At 45.9% G+C, this 18,442-nt stretch carries 12 protein-coding genes; 9 read left to right on the forward strand and 3 right to left on the reverse strand.

What is annotated here, in order from left to right; translation table 11 throughout:
- Window positions 1-84 precede the first annotated feature (84 nt).
- The 4 genes from LP107_RS06485 (at window position 85) to bfr (LP107_RS06500) (ending at window position 2,997) form a co-directional block, all read left to right on the forward strand.
- Window positions 85-1,017, forward strand: a complete 933-nt coding sequence (locus tag LP107_RS06485) for a branched-chain amino acid transaminase (protein ID WP_264675861.1) — start codon at window positions 85-87, stop codon at window positions 1,015-1,017.
- A gap of 311 nt (window positions 1,018-1,328) precedes the next feature.
- Window positions 1,329-1,523 carry a (2Fe-2S)-binding protein gene (locus tag LP107_RS06490; RefSeq protein WP_062501173.1) on the forward strand — a complete coding sequence of 65 codons (195 nt, stop codon included), beginning with the start codon at window positions 1,329-1,331 and terminating at the stop codon, window positions 1,521-1,523.
- Window positions 1,524-1,940: 417 nt separating this feature from the next.
- Window positions 1,941-2,435 (forward strand): bacterioferritin, encoded by a 495-nt coding sequence (gene bfr / locus LP107_RS06495; protein ID WP_078275389.1) that lies wholly within the window; start codon window positions 1,941-1,943, stop codon window positions 2,433-2,435.
- Window positions 2,436-2,523: 88 nt separating this feature from the next.
- Window positions 2,524-2,997 (forward strand): bacterioferritin, encoded by a 474-nt coding sequence (gene bfr / locus LP107_RS06500; protein ID WP_078275388.1) that lies wholly within the window; start codon window positions 2,524-2,526, stop codon window positions 2,995-2,997.
- 139 nt (window positions 2,998-3,136) lie between these two features.
- On the opposite strand, the gene LP107_RS06505 is transcribed toward bfr (LP107_RS06500), so the two are convergent.
- Both LP107_RS06505 and betT read right to left on the reverse strand, forming a co-directional pair.
- Window positions 3,137-3,892 (reverse strand): MipA/OmpV family protein, encoded by a 756-nt coding sequence (locus LP107_RS06505; protein ID WP_078275387.1) that lies wholly within the window; start codon window positions 3,890-3,892, stop codon window positions 3,137-3,139.
- A gap of 218 nt (window positions 3,893-4,110) precedes the next feature.
- Complete coding sequence (gene betT, locus LP107_RS06510) at window positions 4,111-6,138, reverse strand: choline BCCT transporter BetT (RefSeq protein ID WP_078275386.1); 2,028 nt, start codon at window positions 6,136-6,138, stop codon at window positions 4,111-4,113.
- 320 nt (window positions 6,139-6,458) lie between these two features.
- On the opposite strand from betT, the gene betB reads away from it, so the two are divergent.
- The 4 genes from betB (at window position 6,459) to LP107_RS06530 (ending at window position 15,570) form a co-directional block, all read left to right on the forward strand.
- Window positions 6,459-7,976 carry a betaine-aldehyde dehydrogenase gene (gene betB / locus LP107_RS06515; RefSeq protein WP_112742297.1) on the forward strand — a complete coding sequence of 506 codons (1,518 nt, stop codon included), beginning with the start codon at window positions 6,459-6,461 and terminating at the stop codon, window positions 7,974-7,976.
- A 41-nt stretch (window positions 7,977-8,017) separates the two neighbouring features.
- Entirely contained in the window at window positions 8,018-9,730 is a 1,713-nt protein-coding gene (gene betA, locus LP107_RS06520) for a choline dehydrogenase (RefSeq protein ID WP_112742296.1), read from the forward strand.
- 118 nt (window positions 9,731-9,848) lie between these two features.
- Window positions 9,849-10,548 (forward strand): IS1 family transposase gene (locus LP107_RS06525; protein WP_228157684.1). Its coding sequence is split into 2 segments (ribosomal slippage): window positions 9,849-10,195 and window positions 10,194-10,548, totalling 702 coding nucleotides; the frame shifts between segments, so codons are not numbered across the junction.
- 213 nt (window positions 10,549-10,761) lie between these two features.
- Complete coding sequence (locus LP107_RS06530) at window positions 10,762-15,570, forward strand: NAD-glutamate dehydrogenase (RefSeq protein WP_112742295.1); 4,809 nt, start codon at window positions 10,762-10,764, stop codon at window positions 15,568-15,570.
- Window positions 15,571-15,713: 143 nt separating this feature from the next.
- Here LP107_RS06530 and LP107_RS06535 read toward each other — a convergent pair whose 3' ends face one another.
- Complete coding sequence (locus LP107_RS06535; protein WP_112742294.1) at window positions 15,714-16,418, reverse strand: GntR family transcriptional regulator; 705 nt, start codon at window positions 16,416-16,418, stop codon at window positions 15,714-15,716.
- 171 nt (window positions 16,419-16,589) lie between these two features.
- Here LP107_RS06535 and hutU point away from each other — a divergent pair, with 171 nt between their 5' ends.
- Complete coding sequence (gene hutU / locus LP107_RS06540) at window positions 16,590-18,296, forward strand: urocanate hydratase (RefSeq protein ID WP_112742293.1); 1,707 nt, start codon at window positions 16,590-16,592, stop codon at window positions 18,294-18,296.
- The last annotated feature ends 146 nt before the right edge of the window (window positions 18,297-18,442 follow it).

The raw sequence follows: 18,442 nt of genomic DNA on the forward strand, positions 1-18,442 counted from the left end.
AATCATGCGATTACTTTTATTTTATGAACGCTCTAAGTTTATAAAATAATTTTATTAAAAGCTCTTTTTATCAAGGAAAAACTTATGAGTTTAGCAACCCAAGACGGCAAAATGTGGCTAGATGGCGAACTAGTCAACCAGCCTGATGCCAAAGTCCATGTACTCACGCACAGCTTGCATTATGGTTTGGCAGTGTTTGAAGGCGTGCGTGCCTATCAGACCCCTGACGGGCGTACCGCCATTTTCCGTCTACATGAACACACCGAACGCCTACTTAATTCTGCCAAAATTTTTCAGCTAGACGTGCGTTATAGCCATGATGAGCTGGTCAAAGCCCAAAAAGACGTGGTGCGTGAAAATGGCTTGGCGAGTGCTTATATTCGTCCGCTCATCTGGGTCGGTTCAGAAAAGCTCGGTATCGCCGCCAAAGACAACACCATTCATTCAGCCGTTGCTGCATGGCATTGGGGGGCGTATCTGGGCGAAGACGGCATCAAAAACGGTATCCGTGCCAAGACATCAAGCTACACACATCATCACCCCAACGTAACCATGTGTAAGGCAAAAGCCGCCGCCAACTATCCTGTGTCTATCCTAGCTAACCAAGAAGCAACCCGTGCAGGCTATGACGAAGCCATTCTTATGGACCCGCTCGGCTACGTGTGTCAAGGCTCTGGCGAGAACCTATTTTTGGTGAAAAATGGCGAGCTATATACCCCAGACCTTGCAGGCGGAGCGTTAGACGGCATTACTCGCCGTACGATTATTGAGTTCGCTCATGATTTGGGCATCAAAGTCGTAGAACGCCGTATCACTCGTGATGAGTTCTACCTTGCCGATGAGATTTTTATGACAGGCACCGCCGCCGAAGTTACCCCAATACGTGAATATGATGACCGTGTGATTGGCAAGGGCGGACGTGGCGAGCTGACCGAAAAACTACAAACCTTGTATTTTGATGTGGTGCAAGGGCGTAATGACAAATACAAGCACTGGCTGTCTTTTGTTGATGAATAATCAAATTTGATTAAATTTTTAACAATCCCCAAAATATGATGTTTTGGGGATTTTTATTTATCAAAATGTTAAGCAGATTTTTGGGAATAAGCCATTGATTTTTAGACAAATTCATATTTTAAAAAGCATTATCAGCAAATAATCCCTGCATTCATCAAAATTTTTAAATTTTTTTTATAAAAATTATCAATTGTTGCTTGCAAATAATAATAATTATTGCTAATATAACCCCATGAGTTAATAAGAATAACCGTTCTTATTTTCGTTTAAAAAATAGCCAATCCACAACAGCATTCGCCAAGGACTTCGCCATGTATGTTTGTATTTGCCATGACATCAAAGACACCCAAATCAAAACCGCCATGCTACAAGGCGTTGATAGCGTGGAAGCATTGCAAAGTGAGCTACTGGTCGGTACTTGCTGTGGCTGTTGTATGCCTATGGTGCAGGATTTAGTTGATGAACATCATGCCAAATATGTGGCGGTGGACGCTATGGCGGTGTGATAGAATGTTTGTAAATATTTGGTAAATTTATTACTGTAATTTTTCTCAATATAAGTGTCTTTGCATAATCTTAGCTAAATTAAAATTATCAATCAATAGTCATTTTCAAGTTGATAAAATTAACTAATAAGCCTTATTATTTGCAAATTATTAAAATGGTAAAAGGAATTGTCATCAATAATAAAAATAACAACATAATCAATAACTTAGCCTATTTGCCAAAACCATTTTCTCCAATTCACCTAAGATGATTTCTTAGGTGAAAATTTTTGTTATTGTAATAGCCATTCTCACAGCGTAAGTCGTTCGCAGTTCCTTTGCCATACAAATACCCCCTTGTCAATCCCTATCTTTGTGCTATGATATGTCCCATACAGCGTTGGCTGATTTTTCTTTATCTAACACAGGATTTTTATCATGAAATCATCTCAAAAAGTCATTAATTATCTAAATTTCTTATTGGCGGGCGAGTTGGGTGCCAGAGACCAGTATTTTATCCATTCACAAATGTACGCTGAATGGGAGCTGGGTAAATTGCACGACCGCATTTATCACGAAATGGAAGATGAGACCCTACACGCACGCCTAATTATCAACCGTATCATCATGCTGGGCGGTACACCAAATATGCAAGTGGGCAAGATTAACATCGGTGCCGATGTGCCTGCCATGCTAAAAAGCGATTTGGAACTAGAATGCGCCGTGCAAGAACACCTAAAAGAAGGTATTTCTATCTGTGAAGCCGAGCGTGATTATGTAACTCGTGATATGCTCGTGCGTCAGTTAGAAGACACCGAACAAGACCACGCTCACTGGTTAGAAAAACAACTACGTTTGATTGAGCTTATGGGACTACAAAACTACCTACAAAGCCAAAGTGGAGAGTCTAACATGGTGGGTGTCACGCACTAAGTAGGGCAAAAAGCAAAAGGGGTGTTGTGCATACACCCTTTTTTAAAAAAGTTAAATGTTTAAAATTTAAAGATAAAAAGGTAATAACATGAAAGGCGATAAAGACGTTATCCGTCAGTTAAATTTGGTATTGGGTCAGTCCCTGATTGCCATTAACCAGTATTTTTTGCACGCTCGTATCGTCAAAAACTGGGGCGTAGAAGAACTAAACGACTCATTTTTTAAGCAGTCCATTCGTGAGATGAAATGGTCAGATGAGCTGATTGAACGAGTTTTGCTACTTGAAGGTTTGCCAAATTTGCAAGATTTGGGTAAGCTCATGATTGGCGAGAGTGTAGAAGAGATTTTGGCATGTGATTTGCGTTTGGAGAAACGTAAACATGACGTGCTGGTAGAAGCCATTGACGTGTGTACCGCCAAGCGTGATTTTGTTTCTCGTGAGCTACTCATCAAGCTAAAAGACGGCAATGAAGAGTACGAAGACTGGCTAAAAACCCAGCAAGAGAAGATTGCGGACATCGGCATTCAAAACTATATCCAATTACAATCAAGCGATGATTGATAAGCAGATAAACGATAAAAAGGGCGAGCGTGGGTTTGCCCTTTTTGTTGTTTGCTAATTATTTTGGGTGGTAGGGGTGAATCACATTCGCCCTTGATAAATGAGTCACTTAATATAAAGTTAAAAATGATTTTAACCATTAAAAGGTATAAGTCAAACCCACATTTGCCCCAATGTCCACCTTATCATCGGTTAGCGGGCTGTCTTTTTGAGTTGATGAGAGCCATTCGGCTTTGGTGTTGGCAAAGGCACCGACGTGGTCGGTAAATTGGTATTTGCCAGAGACCGAGACAAAGGGCGAGTAGCTGGATTTGGCGGTGTAGATGTCTATGCCTGTTTTGGTGCTTTCTTGCTTAGATACGCCAAAGTAGTATTGGTTATAATCATCACTGTACCAGTTTACGCCAAATTTGGGATAGACGGTGAGTTTGTTATCGGCGAATTTGAACAGACTGCGATGAGCCAACGAGACGGTCTGACCGCCACTTCTGTCCATCATGTCCGTGCCTGCCTTGATCTCAAAACCGCCCACAGGCGTGATACGCATATAACTTAGTACGATATTGGCACTGGATTTACGGCTGTTTAAGCCTTTTAGGGCGGTTATGGTTGCGTCATCTGGCTCAAAGTTTCGAGACTCATAGCCTGCCCCGACACGAAACCAGTTTTCGCTGTCTTTGTGAGCATAAAAACCGAACTCCGAGCCTTCGGCATAAAAATAGTCGTTATCGTATAGCACGAGTGGCACCACCCCCACTTTGTCATCGGTGGCATAGGCGTGCGAGCCAAAACTGGCTAAGGCACCAATGGTCAAGTCGTCAAGGGCTGATGTGTCCTGAGCGGTGGCAGATAAGCTAAGGCTAAGTAGGGTTAGGCTAAGTAAGGATTTTTTCATGATGAATGTTCACGGATAAAAATAGGATTATTATAATGCAAAAATGGCGGTTTGGGAATGATGGTTTGGGGAGATTTTTAATAGACTTCTTTCCAAGCCCTGATTTTTATAGATTTTTAAAAACTTCAACCCCAGTTTTTATAAGGGTTTATTTTTAGCTTGGAAAAAGATTTAATAAAAAAAGCGTGCCTTTTGACACGCTTTTATTTTGGGATAAATCACTTAGGAAACACAGGGCGGCTACCGGGGGTTTCACGATTTAAATGCAAAAACGCCCGATGACGCTCGTATTTGTCAAGCACATCATTGATGACTTGCTCGCTGTTAAAGCCTGACAAATCATTGCCTTGCAAACCTTCAAACAAATACGTCTCCAAGCGATAATAAAACTCTTGCCCATCATCAACCGTTGGACGCTCTGGCACAGGGTATTTAACGGGGACGATGCCATACACGAAGTTATACTCATCCTTATAATCCACCGTCAGCATATGTTGCACAAGGCTTGGCTCACCGTCCAAGGCGACCGATTCCACACGCACCGACAGTCCCTTTTGGCGTAGAGCGTCCGCCACGTCAGTTAGGGCAGGCAGGCAGACATTTGTCATCATCGCTTTTGTTTCTGAGGCGTCAGGATAGGCGGTAATGCGGTGCAGACGAGTTTGCCAGTCGCTCACGTCCACGCCCCCTGCCACAGGCACGGCATTGATTTTGGTAATCTCTTCTCTAAAATCTTCAAGGCGTAACGACTTAAACAGCCCCACCATGACAAAAAACATGACAAAGCTAAATGGCAAGCCCATGACAATAGTCGCCTTTTGTAGGGCGGTGATGCCGTCCGTCATCAGCATGGCAGCGGTCAGCATGCCGATTGCCACCGCCCAAAACAGGCGTATCCAAATGGGGGGCGTGTCGGTGTTTTTTTGGCTTTTGAAGCTAAAATTACTAAGCACGATCGCCCCAGAATCTGCCGATGTTACATAAAACAAAAGTCCTGAGACAAAGGCGATGATTGCCGTTACCGAGAACCACGGATAAGTGGATAACAGCTCATAAAAACCAATCTCAGGGCGTGCGATGATTTTTTCGGCAAAAGCAAGGTTGCCTCCTAAGACTTCATTTAAGGCACTATTGCCCATGACTGACAGCCAAGCAAGCGTAAACAAAAAGGGAATGGACAAGGTGCCGATGACAAATTCACGAATGGTACGACCCTTTGAGATTTGAGCCAAAAACAGTCCCACAAAAGGCGACCACGCAATCCACCACGCCCAAAAGAACAGCGTCCAGTCTTGAATCCATTGTTTTTGTTCGGGCGTTTGGTTGTAGGCAAAGGTGTCTAGCGTCAAAGTTGGAAAACGGCTAAGATAGTCGCCCACGTTCATGACAATGGCGTTTAGCAAAAATTCGGTATTGCCCAAAAACAGCACAAACAGGATAAGCCCCAAGGCAAAATAAATGTTAAGCTCCGATAGGATTTTGATGCCCTTGGATGCCCCTGTGGTTGCCGACACAATGGTAATGGCGACCGCTAGGGCGATAAGCCCGATTTGCCAAAGTAAGTTTTCAGGCAAATCAAAAATAACGTGCAGACCGTAGTTTAATTGCACAACCCCGATACCGCAAGTGGTGGCAATACCAAAAATCGTCCCCAAAATCGCCGCCACGTCCACAGCATGACCGGCAGGTCCATCAATCTTTTTGCCAATCATGGGGTACAATGCCGAGCGAATGGTTAGGGGTAGATTGTAGCGGTAGGCAAAATAGCCAAGGGCAATGCCCACCAACGCATACATGCACCAGCCTGTCAGTCCGTAGTGAAAAATCGTCCACATCAAGGCTTCACGAGCCGCCTGTGTGGTCTGACCGTCCCCAACAGGCGGATTCATGTACTGCATGATAGGCTCTGCCACCGAAAAAAACATGATGTCAATGCCGATCCCTGCGGCAAACAGCATGGACGACCACGTCAAAAGACTGTACTTGGGTTGGGAGTGCTTGGGACCTAGCTTGATGTTGCCATAGCGAGAGCAGGCGATAAACAGCACAAAAATGATATACACCGATGCGGCAAAAAAGTAATACCAACCAAAAGTGGTACTTACCCACGCCAGCACACCGTCCAAAATGGCGGACGCACTGTCATTAAACAGCATGGTATATAAGCTAAAAAAGACGATAATCACCGCCGAACAGATAAACACCGTTCGGTTTAGGCGACCGTCTTTGGGTTTGGTATCTCCCATAGTGTTACCTTCCAAAGTTCGTTAATGATATAAAATTGCTAGGGTGCGCTAAATTTTCATCTTATTTTATGAGAATATCATCAAGGTTTAACACACCCTAAATGGTTTTCAAAAAACCTAATAAATTACAAAACGTTTACAAAAATTAATTTGAAATATATAATCATTTTACACAAATTAAACAATAAAGTCATTAAAAATCAATTATTTGCGTTATAGATGATTTTTTGTTATCATAACCTATCTTTTTGGTTTCATCAACCTTTGAATAAAATTTATAAGTTTTGATGATAAATTTTTAAAAATATAGGAGTCTTGTTATGGCATTGTCATCACTACCAAACGTAGAACAAACATCGCTATACATCGGCGGAAAGTATGCATCCGCCAGTAGCGGGGAGTTTTTTGAGACGGTCAATCCTGCTACAGCAGACACGCTTGCCAAACTGCAAAGTGCTTCAAAAGCGGACGTGGATAAAGCGGTACAAAGCGCCAAAGAAGGACAAAAAATCTGGGCAAGCATGACAGCGGTGGAGCGTTCTCGGATACTGCTAAAAGCGGTGGCAATTTTGCGTGAACAAAACGACGAGCTGGCACGCCTTGAGACGGCGGACACAGGCAAGGCAATCAGCGAGACCGCTTATGTGGATATTGTCACAGGGGCGGACGTCTTGGAGTATTATGCAGGGCTTGCCACCGCCGTTGAAGGAGTGCAAGTGCCACTTCGCACGGGCAAAGAAGGGAGCTTTTTTTATACTCAAAGAGAACCGCTTGGCGTGGTGGCAGGGATTGGGGCGTGGAATTATCCCATTCAAATCGCCCTATGGAAATCCGCCCCTGCCTTGGCATCTGGTAATGCCATGATTTTTAAGCCGAGTGAAGTTACGCCTTTGACTGCCCTAAAACTTGCCGAGATTTATACCCAAGCTGGCGCGCCTAACGGGGTGTTTAATGTCGTGCAAGGTGGTGGTGATGTGGGGGCGTATCTGACCGAACACCCTGACATTGCCAAAATCTCATTTACAGGCTCGGTGGCAACAGGCAAAAAAGTGATGAGCCTTGCAGGAGCATCATCACTAAAAGACGTAACCATGGAGCTTGGCGGTAAGTCGCCTTTGATTGTTTGTGATGATGCCGACATTGATCTGGCGGCGGACGTGGCGATGATGGCAAACTTTTATAGCACAGGACAAGTGTGTACCAATGGCACACGAGTTTTTGTACCAAGTGCCAAAAAACACGCCTTTGAACAAGCCATTTTGGCACGCCTGCCCAAGGTTCGCTTGGGCGACCCAACTGATGAGATAACCAACATGGGTCCTTTGGTGAGCTTTGCCCACATGGAGCGAGTGCTTGATTATATGGAGCAGGGCAAAAAAGCAGGGGCAACGGTGCTGTTTGGTGGACGGCGTGCGGTGGCGGATGATTTTGCCGAGCATGGCGAGTCGCTGTCCAAAGGGGCGTTTGTGCTACCGACTGTCTTTACTGATTGTACCGATGAGATGAGCATTGTTACCGATGAGATTTTTGGGCCTGTCATGAGCATTTTGACTTATGATGATGAAGATGAAGCGATAGAGCGTGCCAATGACACGATTTTTGGCTTGGCAGGGGGTGTCGTTACGTCTGATTTAAATAAAGCTCATCGCATTACCCATGCCTTGCAAGCGGGTATTTGTTGGGTCAATACGTGGGGCGAGTCAGATGCCAAAATGCCTGTGGGGGGCTATAAGCAATCAGGCGTGGGACGTGAAAATGGCATAATGACACTAGAACACTACACCCAAGTCAAATCCATTCAGATTGAAATGGGTAAATTTGAGTCTATTTTTAAATAACTGCTATATTATCAAACTTATTAACTTATTAAGGAAAACTTATGACAGAATATGACTATGTCATCATCGGAGCAGGTTCGGCAGGTAATGTGCTTGCCACACGTCTGACAGAAGACAGCGATGTGAGCGTGCTACTTTTGGAAGCAGGTGGTCCTGATTATCGCTTGGATTTTCGCACGCAAATGCCTGCAGCACTGGCATACCCCTTGCAAGGCAAACGTTACAACTGGGCGTATCTGACCGACCCTGAGCCTTATATGAATAACCGCCGTATGGAGTGCGGACGTGGTAAGGGGCTTGGCGGTTCATCGCTCATCAATGGTATGTGCTATATTCGTGGTAATGCCATGGATTTGGACAATTGGGCAAAAATGGACGGGCTAGAAGATTGGAGCTATGCCGACTGTTTGCCCTATTATAAAAAGAGCGAGACCCGTGATGTGGGCGAAAACGACTATCACGGTGGCACAGGTCCTGTGAGCGTAACAACTTCACAGCGTGGCACGGTAATTGGTAGTAGCGTGCTGTTTAATGCCATGGTAGAAGCAGGCGTGCAAGCAGGCTATCCACGCACCGATGATTTGAACGGCTATCAGCAAGAAGGTTTTGGACCTATGGACAGAACGGTTACACCAAAAGGACGCCGTTCTAGCACGGCTCGGGGCTATCTAGACATGGCAAAATCACGCCCCAATCTTACCATAAAAACCCATGCCGTAACCGACAAAATCCTATTTTCAGGTAAGCGTGCCATTGGCGTACAGTATCTACAAGGCAATGACACAAATCCCACAACCGTCCACGCCAAGCGAGAAGTGATACTTTCGGCAGGGGCGATTGCATCTCCACAGATTTTACAGCGTTCGGGCGTTGGGGCAAAAAATTTGCTTGATGAATTTAAAATCCCTGTCGTGCATGACCTACCAGGGGTGGGCGAGAATTTACAAGACCATTTGGAGATGTATCTACAATACGAATGCAAAAAACCTGTATCGCTGTATCCTGCCCTAAAATGGTATAACCAACCCGCCATTGGGGCCGAGTGGCTGTTTTTGGGAACGGGCATTGGGGCAAGCAATCAGTTTGAGGCAGGGGGCTTTATCCGTACCCGTCCTGAATTTGAATGGCCAAATATCCAGTATCACTTTTTGCCAGTTGCCATTAATTACAACGGCTCAAATGCCGTAGAAGAGCATGGTTTTCAAGCACACGTTGGCTCCATGCGTTCGCCGTCTCGTGGGCGTATCCGTCTAAAATCGCTAAATCCACACGACCACCCCAGCATCTTGTTTAATTATATGTCGCACGAGCAAGACTGGCAGGAGTTTAGAGATGGCATTCGTATCACGCGTGAGATTATGCACCAACCTGCTTTAGATGCCTACCGTGGGCGTGAGATTAGCCCAAGCCGTAACGCCCAGACCGATGCCGAGCTTGATGAATTTGTGCGTAATCATGCCGAGACCGCTTATCATCCGTCTTGTAGCTGTAAGATGGGTATAGACGATATGGCAGTTGTGGACGGACAAGGGCGTGTGCATGGCTTAGAGGGTTTGCGTGTGGTTGATGCTTCTATCATGCCCCTTATCATCACAGGCAACCTAAATGCCACTACTATTATGATGGCGGAAAAAATCGCCGATGTCATGCGTGGGCAAAGATTGCCAAAATCAACGGCAGGTTACTACAAAGCCGACCCCAATGTGCTAAGACAAGAGCCTGTGCGAGCGTTTGACCCGAGTGTGATGGTTTAAGGGTTTATAAAGGGCGGATTTATCCGCCCTTTTATTTTCACTGCAAGATATAAAGGTATTGTCAAAAACAAATACATAAGTTAAAATAACTCAATACTTTACCATAGAGTAAAAACCAATGAACGAAACATTTGATAGTTGTCCTAAATGTAAGCACAAACACTTTGTCAAAGCAGGTTTTAACAATGGCAGACAACGCTATAAGTGCAAAGGTTGCAATCATTACTTTTCAGTACATAAACCAACGCATCATAAAAGCGAAGCAACCAAGCAAATGGCAATCAATATGTATCTAGAAGGTTTGGGCTTTCGTTCAATTGGTCGCATATTAGGTATTAGTTATGGCACAGTCTATCAATGGGTTAAAAAACTTGGCGAACAACATCAAATCAAACAAGATAGCAATCAAGCGATAGATATCGTTGAGCTTGATGAGATTCATAGCTACACCAAGCATAAAAAACGCTTGCTGGACCCCGCTTGCCATTGACAGAACAACAAAACAAATCTTAGGTTTTGTTTGTGGCAGACGAGACACCAACACCTTTAAACAGCTTTACAATCAATTGAACATCCATAACATTCAACTGTTTTGTAGTGACTACTGGAAATCTTACCTTGAAGTCATTCCAAAATCAAAACATATGACAAGCAAAGCTCAAACTTTTACCATAGAGGGCTATAATAGTCCCATTAGGCATTTCACAGCAAGATTTAGAAGAAAATCAAAATGTTATTCTAAATCCGAGAAAATGATAGAAAACACTTTGAACTTACTGTTTGCTAAGTGGAATGGAACTTTGAATTATGTATTTTAGTTTAACAATGCCGATATAAATTATAAAGACAGATGTCAGTACATTTTAAATCCAATGCCAAAACACTTATCAGAAATATATCTAAAAAATTTTATATTTATCATAAAAACTAATAATAATACAAAGATTTTCCATTTGCTATTTTGTCAGCTTTGGTTTAGTTTATACACGTTTATTTTAAACATTTGCGGTTAAAAACCAACAGGAAAAAACATGACAAGCAACCATCTAACCATCAGCCCAAAACGTGTCAGCAACATCGCCCGTCACGCCACAAGCCATCATCATGACAACCATGCCAACCATCAAGAGATATTGGCGAAGTTTATCCCCATCTATTATCAGCACTTGCCCATAGAGATAGCAGACAGATTCTCCGATGAGATGTTGTCGGGCATGGCATTACACCATTTTAGCTTACTAAAAACGCATAACAGCAAAAGCCCCAACATCAGCGTCATCAACCCTTTGGGTGAGTCGCACCTGTTTAACAGTGAGCGTACCATCATTGCTTTGGTCGCCATTGACCGCCCCTTTTTGACCGACACACTACTCATGAGCTTGGAGCGTCGGGGCATTGGCGTTCATCGCATTTATAATAACATCATCGAGGTAGAACGCACGGACGGACACATCAGCGACATTCAAGCGGTTGATGAGAGTAGTGGTCGGGCGGACAGCTGTTTTGCGTTGGTGCATATTGAGATTGACCGCCAAAGCGAGGATAAGCTGGCGGACATCAAAGAGATGTTATTAAAGAAAATCCACGCCATTGATGTCATCGTTGGCGACTTTGGGGCGATGGCAGATAAGCTAGATAAGATTAAAGAAGAGCTAAAAAGCCTACCCATTCCCACAGAGCATTATACCAAAGAAGCGGTGACGGGCTTTTTGGAATGGGTGGGGCGTGATAACTTTATCTTTATGGGGTATCGTGAATACCGTTTTGAAAATGACCATGGTGTGCCTGAGCTGTACTCGGTGGGTGGTAGCGGACTGGGCGTGCTACAAGGCAAAGAGACCGATGAGTTGTCCAAGAGCTTTCACGGTCTGCCCACGCACCTAAAACGCCTGATAGCCGAGCCACGTGTATTACTGCTGTCTAAGTCGGCACGTCTATCGCCCATCCATCGCCCTGCTTATCTGGACTTTTTGGGCATTCAAAAATACAACGACCAAGGCGAGCTGATTGGCGAATATCGTTTTGTTGGACTTTTGACATCACGGGCGTATCAGACCAGCGTGGCAAACATTCCGCTACTTAACGAAAAAGCGGGTAAAATCCTTGCCATGTCACGCCTGCCCAAAAACAGCCATGCTTATCTTAAACTTACCCACATCGTCAATACCTTGCCCCGTGATGACCTATTCCAAGCCAGTACCGATGAGCTCTATCCGATGGTGGCGAGCATTGCCAGCTTACAGGACAAAAACCGCCTACGCCTGCTCGTGCGTACCGACCATTATCAAAGATTTGTATCGTGTCTGGTCTATGTGCCATTGTCTAAATTTAACAGTGGCTTACGTCAAAAAATCCAAGACATCCTAACCCAAGCCTTTGGCGGTGTGTCATCGAGCTTTACGACCGAATTTAACGAACTTCATCACGCCCGTGTGCATATCCATGTACGCACCGAGACAGGCAAAGTCAAGGATTATGACCTAGTCAAGTTGGAGCGTGAACTGTCGGCACTCATGCACGACTGGACGGATGAGTACGCCAAAGCCCTAACCGCCCAGACAGGCGAGAGCCGTGCCAGAGAGATACTGGCGACATTGGGGACGAGCATTCCTTTGACGTATCGTGAGCGGTTTGATGTGCATACGGCGGTGGCAGATACCACCAAACTGCTGTCACTTGATGATGATAAACCTAAGATTTGGCATTTGTATCAGTCGGCAGGCGAGCGTGCGGACAGCCTAACCCTAAAACTCTACGGCAGGGGCGAGATTTTGACGTTGTCGCACGTCTTGCCGATATTGGAGCATTTTGGGGTGGCGGTCATCTCAGCGTCCACTTATGACTTTGGTGGGCAAGACACCCCTGATGTCAGCGATGATTTGTGGTTACAAGAGTATAAACTCACCTTAAAAGCAGGATTGACGGTGGATTTGACCGCAGTCAAAATGCAGGTGGAGCATGCCTTAGATGAGATTTGGCAAGGGCGTGTTGAGTCCGACCGCCTAAATCAGCTGATTTTGACCACGGACATTGACACCTATGATGTGGTGGTATTGCGTGCTTTGTCTCGCTATATCGTCCAAGCCCGAGCCCCATTTTCGACTGAGTACATTCACAGCACGCTAGTTGGCAATCCTGCCATTGCCAGTTTGCTTGTCAAGCTGTTCCATGCCAAGATGTCGCCCACTGAGCAGACGGACACCGCCCCGATTTTGGTACAGATTGACAGTGAGCTTAGCTTGGTAACCAGTCTTGATGAAGACCGCATTGTGCGTTGGTTCTTGGATTTGTTAAACGCCATGCTCCGCACCAATTTTTATCAAGTGGACAAAGATGGAGCAAGAAAAGACCGCTTGTCTTTTAAATTTAAAGCAAGTGATATTCCCAATTTGCCAAAGCCCAAGCTCATGTTTGAGATTTATGTGTACTCGCCAAGGGTTGAAGGGGTGCATTTGCGTGGTGGTAAGGTGGCTCGTGGCGGGCTTAGATGGTCTGACCGCATGGAAGACTACCGCACCGAAGTGTTGGGACTTGTCAAAGCCCAAATGGTCAAAAACTCAGTCATCGTGCCTGTGGGGTCAAAAGGCGGTTTTGTCTGCAAAGACAAATCCAAGCAGGCAAGCCGTGAGATGTGGCAAGCCGAAGGCGTGGCGTGCTATCAGACCTACATCCGTGGTTTATTGGACTTGACAGATAATTTGGTTGATGGCAATGTTGTCTCGCCTGCCAACACTGTCCGCCATGATGAGGACGACCCCTATTTGGTGGTGGCAGCCGATAAAGGCACAGCGACTTTCTCAGACATCGCCAACGCTTTGTCTGCCGAATACAACTTTTGGCTACAAGATGCCTTTGCCTCGGGTGGCTCGGCAGGCTACGACCACAAAGGCATGGGCATTACCGCTCGTGGGGCGTGGGAGAGCGTCAAACGCCATTTTCGCTTGATGGGCAAAGACATTCAAGCCCATGATGAATTCACCGTGGTAGGCATTGGCGATATGAGCGGAGATGTGTTTGGTAATGGTATGCTACTGTCCAAAAATATCCGCCTTGTGGCAGCCTTTAACCACTTGCACATCTTTATTGACCCAAATCCTGATGCCAAGGCAAGCTTTGCAGAGCGTGAGCGTCTGTTTAATTTACCACGTTCGGCATGGACGGATTATAAGACAGAGCTTATCAGCGAAGGCGGTGGGGTATTTAATCGCACCGACAAAGCCATCGCCATCAGCCCACAGATGAAAGAGTGTTTTGACATCGCTGAGGACAGCCTTACACCCAATGAGCTACTAAACAAATTTCTAAAAGCCCCTGTGGACTTGATTTGGAATGGCGGTATCGGCACTTACATCAAGTCATCTGACGAAGACCACAGCGATGTGGGCGACCGTGCCAACGATGCCATTCGTGTGGACGGACATGAAGTGCGTGCTAAAGTTGTGGGCGAGGGTGGTAACCTAGGCTGTACTCAACGTGGACGTATTGAGTATGCCCTACATGGCGGACGTATCTACACCGATGCCATTGACAATTCAGGCGGTGTGAACTGCTCAGACCATGAAGTCAACATCAAAATCCTATTAGGCTCAGTTACTGAGCGTGGGGATATGGCCATCAAACAGCGTAATGACTTACTGGCGAGCATGACCGATACGGTGGCAAATTTGGTACTACGCCAAAACTACCTACAGCCACAGACCATTGAGCTGTCCGCTTATCAAGCATATGAGCGTGCAGGCGAGCATATTCGTTTTATGAATTTCTTGGAAAAGGCAGGTCGCCTTGACTGTGCCATCGAATACCTGCCAAGCGATGACACCCTAACCAAACGCAAGGCAAAAGATGGACGTGGGCTGACCAACCCTGAGCTGGCGGTACTGTTGTCTTATGGCAAAATGTGGGTGTATGATGAACTGCTTGGCAGTGGTCTGACCGAAGATGCCTACTTCTTGCATGAGCTTAAAAAGTACTTCCCAGATACGTTGGGCGAGCAGTTCTTTGATGAGATGACCCGCCATCGCCTGCACCGTGAGATTATCTGCACTTATCTGACTAATGGACTGGTGAACCGCTTGGGTATAGAAAATGTGTTCGTCATGAGTGATGAGACAGGTCACAGCGTCGCGGATATCACCCGAAGCTATGCCATCGTGCGTGATGTCTTTGATGTACAAGCGATGTGGGACAGACTGTCAAGCCTTGACAATGTCGTCGCTGGCAACACCCAAATCGAGCTTGAACTTACCATCCAAGATGTGCTAAAACAAGGCATGACATGGTTCCTAAACCGTCAGCTGACAGGCGAGAGTGTGGCACAGACGGCACTGACCTTTAAAAACTTGGTCGCGGACTTGTTCTCTTATGATGTCATTGATGAGCATTTTGGAGCATATATCGCCAAAGATGTCGCTGATTTGACCGCCCAAGGACTTAGCGATGATGATGCCCGTGCCTTTGCCCGCTTGCCCATCTATGTGCATGCCCTAGATGTCGTGGCACTTGCCGACCAAAAAGGCGTGGCAGTGACCGATGTGGCACAAGCGTATTTTGGCGTGTTCTCACAGCTACACATGGATAAGCTAACATCAGCGGTGGCGGAGTTGCCTGCCGAGAGTTACTGGGATAGAAAAGCGTCTTATGCACTCACTGGTGAGTTTAACCGCACGCTCATGGCACTCATCACCGATGTGTTGGCGGTGGGTGGTCTGTCAGCATGGCAGGATAAGCACCGTGAGCGACTGGCGGTACTCTTAGAGCAGATAGATGGCTTGTCAGACAAAGTGGGACTGGCGGAACTGTCGGTGCTACTGAGCGAAGTTAATGGCTTAAAAGCGGTTTAAAATAGCTTTGGATTTATAACTATTTTTAAAAATTTTAAGCCATCAAAAACCCCAATTTAGCCTTAGATTGGGGTTTTGTCTATAAAACTTATTTTTAAAAAGCATGTATCACACCATACGACAAATCTATGACAAACCCAGCCTTAGCCCAATTCCCCATCAAAACGAAAAGTCGCCCCATCGTGCCACATCTGCACAAAGGTAACAACCTTATTGCCTGAATATGTGTAGCGAGACAAACGCAGGGCAGGCGAGTTTGGCTGACAGTCCAAAAAAGTCGCCACATCGGGCGGACAAGGTTTGGCTTCAATAAAATAGTGTCCACGCACAAGCGGTGCTTGACTGATAAGGTAGTCGCTTGTGTTGATTTTATTAAAATCTTGATATTCAAAGGCGGGAATAATCGCCAAATCCACAAAACGCCGTTCAAATTGCAAAGGCTTATCATTGCCAAAATGCACAATCTCCACTTTGTACAGACGCTGAGTGTCATGAAATACCGCCCGAGCTGATGGCGGTAAGTCACTATGAGGCAAGGCAAGCTGGCTTACGACTTTGGCGTGATAGCGTTTGCCTGTGCTTTCTATGTCGTGGGCGATGTTGCGAACGGTGATAAAGGTTTGGTTGAATTGTTGCTGGGCGACAAACGTCCCCGAGCCTTGACGGCGTTCTAGCACCTGCTCATCGGTCAGCTCTTTTAGGGCACGATTGACGGTCATGCGAGCCACGCCAAATTCACGAGACAATGCCATCTCGGTGGGAATGGCAGAGCCGACTGCCCATTGTCCTGCGTGGATTTTGGCTAAGATGGCGGATTTTATGCGTTGGTAGGCGGGTGTTTTTGGCATGGTCTTGGCTAAAAACCAATAGTATAGCGTATTTTAAGCCAAAATTAAAGATAATGATTTTTGGTAAAAATACTCAAAAACCCCTTGCATTCCCCCAAAATTTTTGCTAAATTATCATAAAATTTGTATATACAAATTCCCCCATCATTCACAGCTAAAAAGGAACGCATTATGGCAACTCGCACCGACCCAACCCGTACAATCCTTGCTCCGACAGGCACAACCTTGACCTGCAAAAGCTGGCTGACTGAAGCCCCGTATCGTATGATTCAAAACAATCTACACCCCGATGTGGCGGAAAATCCGCAAAGCCTTGTGGTGTATGGTGGTATTGGACGGGCGGCGAGAAACTGGGAATGCTATGACCAGATTCTAGAAAGCCTTAAAACCCTTGAAACCAACCAAACGCTTTTAATCCAGTCAGGCAAGCCTGTGGGCGTGTTTAATACCCACGAAAACGCCCCAAGAGTTTTGATTGCCAACTCCAACCTTGTGCCAAAATGGGCAACTTGGGAGCATTTTAACGAGCTTGACAAAAAAGATTTGTTTATGTATGGGCAAATGACTGCAGGGAGCTGGATTTATATTGGCACGCAGGGCATTGTACAAGGCACTTATGAGACCTTTGCTGAAGCAGGGGCTCAGCACTATGGCAACGGCACGGACAAATCTACCGACAACTGGAAGGGGCGTTGGATTTTGACCGCAGGGCTTGGCGGAATGGGCGGGGCTCAGCCTTTGGCGGCGACTTTTGCAGGGGCGGTAAGCCTTAACATTGAATGTCAGCAGTCTAGTATTGATTTTCGTCTGCGGACAGGCTATGTGGATAAGCAAGCAAAAGACCTAGACCACGCTTATGAACTGATTAAAGAACACACAAGCAAAGGCGAAGCGGTGTCCATTGCCCTGCTTGGCAACGCAGCTGAGATTTTGCCCGAAATGGTCAAACGAGCCAAAAATGGGGAAATCAAACCCGACCTAGTAACCGACCAAACTTCCGCCCACGACCTTATCAACGGCTATTTGCCAATGGGCTGGACGGTCGATGAGTGGAAATCCGCCCAAAACGACCCAAGTCGCTACAATGAACTAAAATCCGCCGCCGCCAAATCTTGTGCCGTCCACGTGCAAGCAATCCTAGACTTTGTGGCAATGGGCATTCCTGCGACTGACTATGGCAACAATATTCGCCAAGTCGCCTATGATGAAGGGGTCAAAAACGCCTTTGATTTCCCAGGCTTTGTCCCTGCTTACATTCGTCCACTGTTTTGTCAAGGCAAAGGACCTTTTCGTTGGGTGGCGTTGTCGGGCGACTCAGAAGACATCAAAAAAACAGACGCTAAAATTAAAGAATTATTCCCCGACAACAAGCACGTCCATAACTGGCTAGATATGGCACAAGAACGCATTCATTTTCAAGGCTTGCCTGCACGCATTTGTTGGCTTGGCTTGGGCGAGAGACATTTGGCGGGCTTGGCGTTTAACGAAATGGTCAAAAGTGGTAAGCTAAAAGCCCCCATCGTCATCGGACGAGACCACTTAGACACAGGCTCTGTTGCCAGCCCCAACCGTGAAACCGAGTCCATGAAAGACGGCACGGACGCAGTATCCGACTGGGCACTCCTAAACGGTATGCTTAATGTCGCAGGCGGGGCAACTTGGGTATCGCTTCATCACGGCGGTGGCGTGGGAATGGGTTATAGTCAGCACTCTGGAATGGTGATTGTGGCGGACGGCACCGATGAAGCCGCCAAACGCCTAGCTAATGTGCTTGTTAATGACTGCGGAAGTGGCGTAATGCGACACGCAGACGCAGGTTATGAGCTGGCGATTAAAACCGCTAAGGAATTTGGGTTGAATTTGCCGATGATAAAATAAGTTTTAATGCTGGGGCGTGCTGAACCTTTATAATATTATTTACAAATTGGAAATAATTTAGCGATATTTTTGCATTAAAAATGGCTAAATCTTGATTTTCTGCGTCAAAAGCCTTGCCAATATTATTATATTGCCTGTAGCTTTTT

The sequence above is a fragment of the Moraxella bovis genome (assembly GCF_025985205.1).
Lineage (GTDB): Bacteria > Pseudomonadota > Gammaproteobacteria > Pseudomonadales > Moraxellaceae > Moraxella > Moraxella bovis.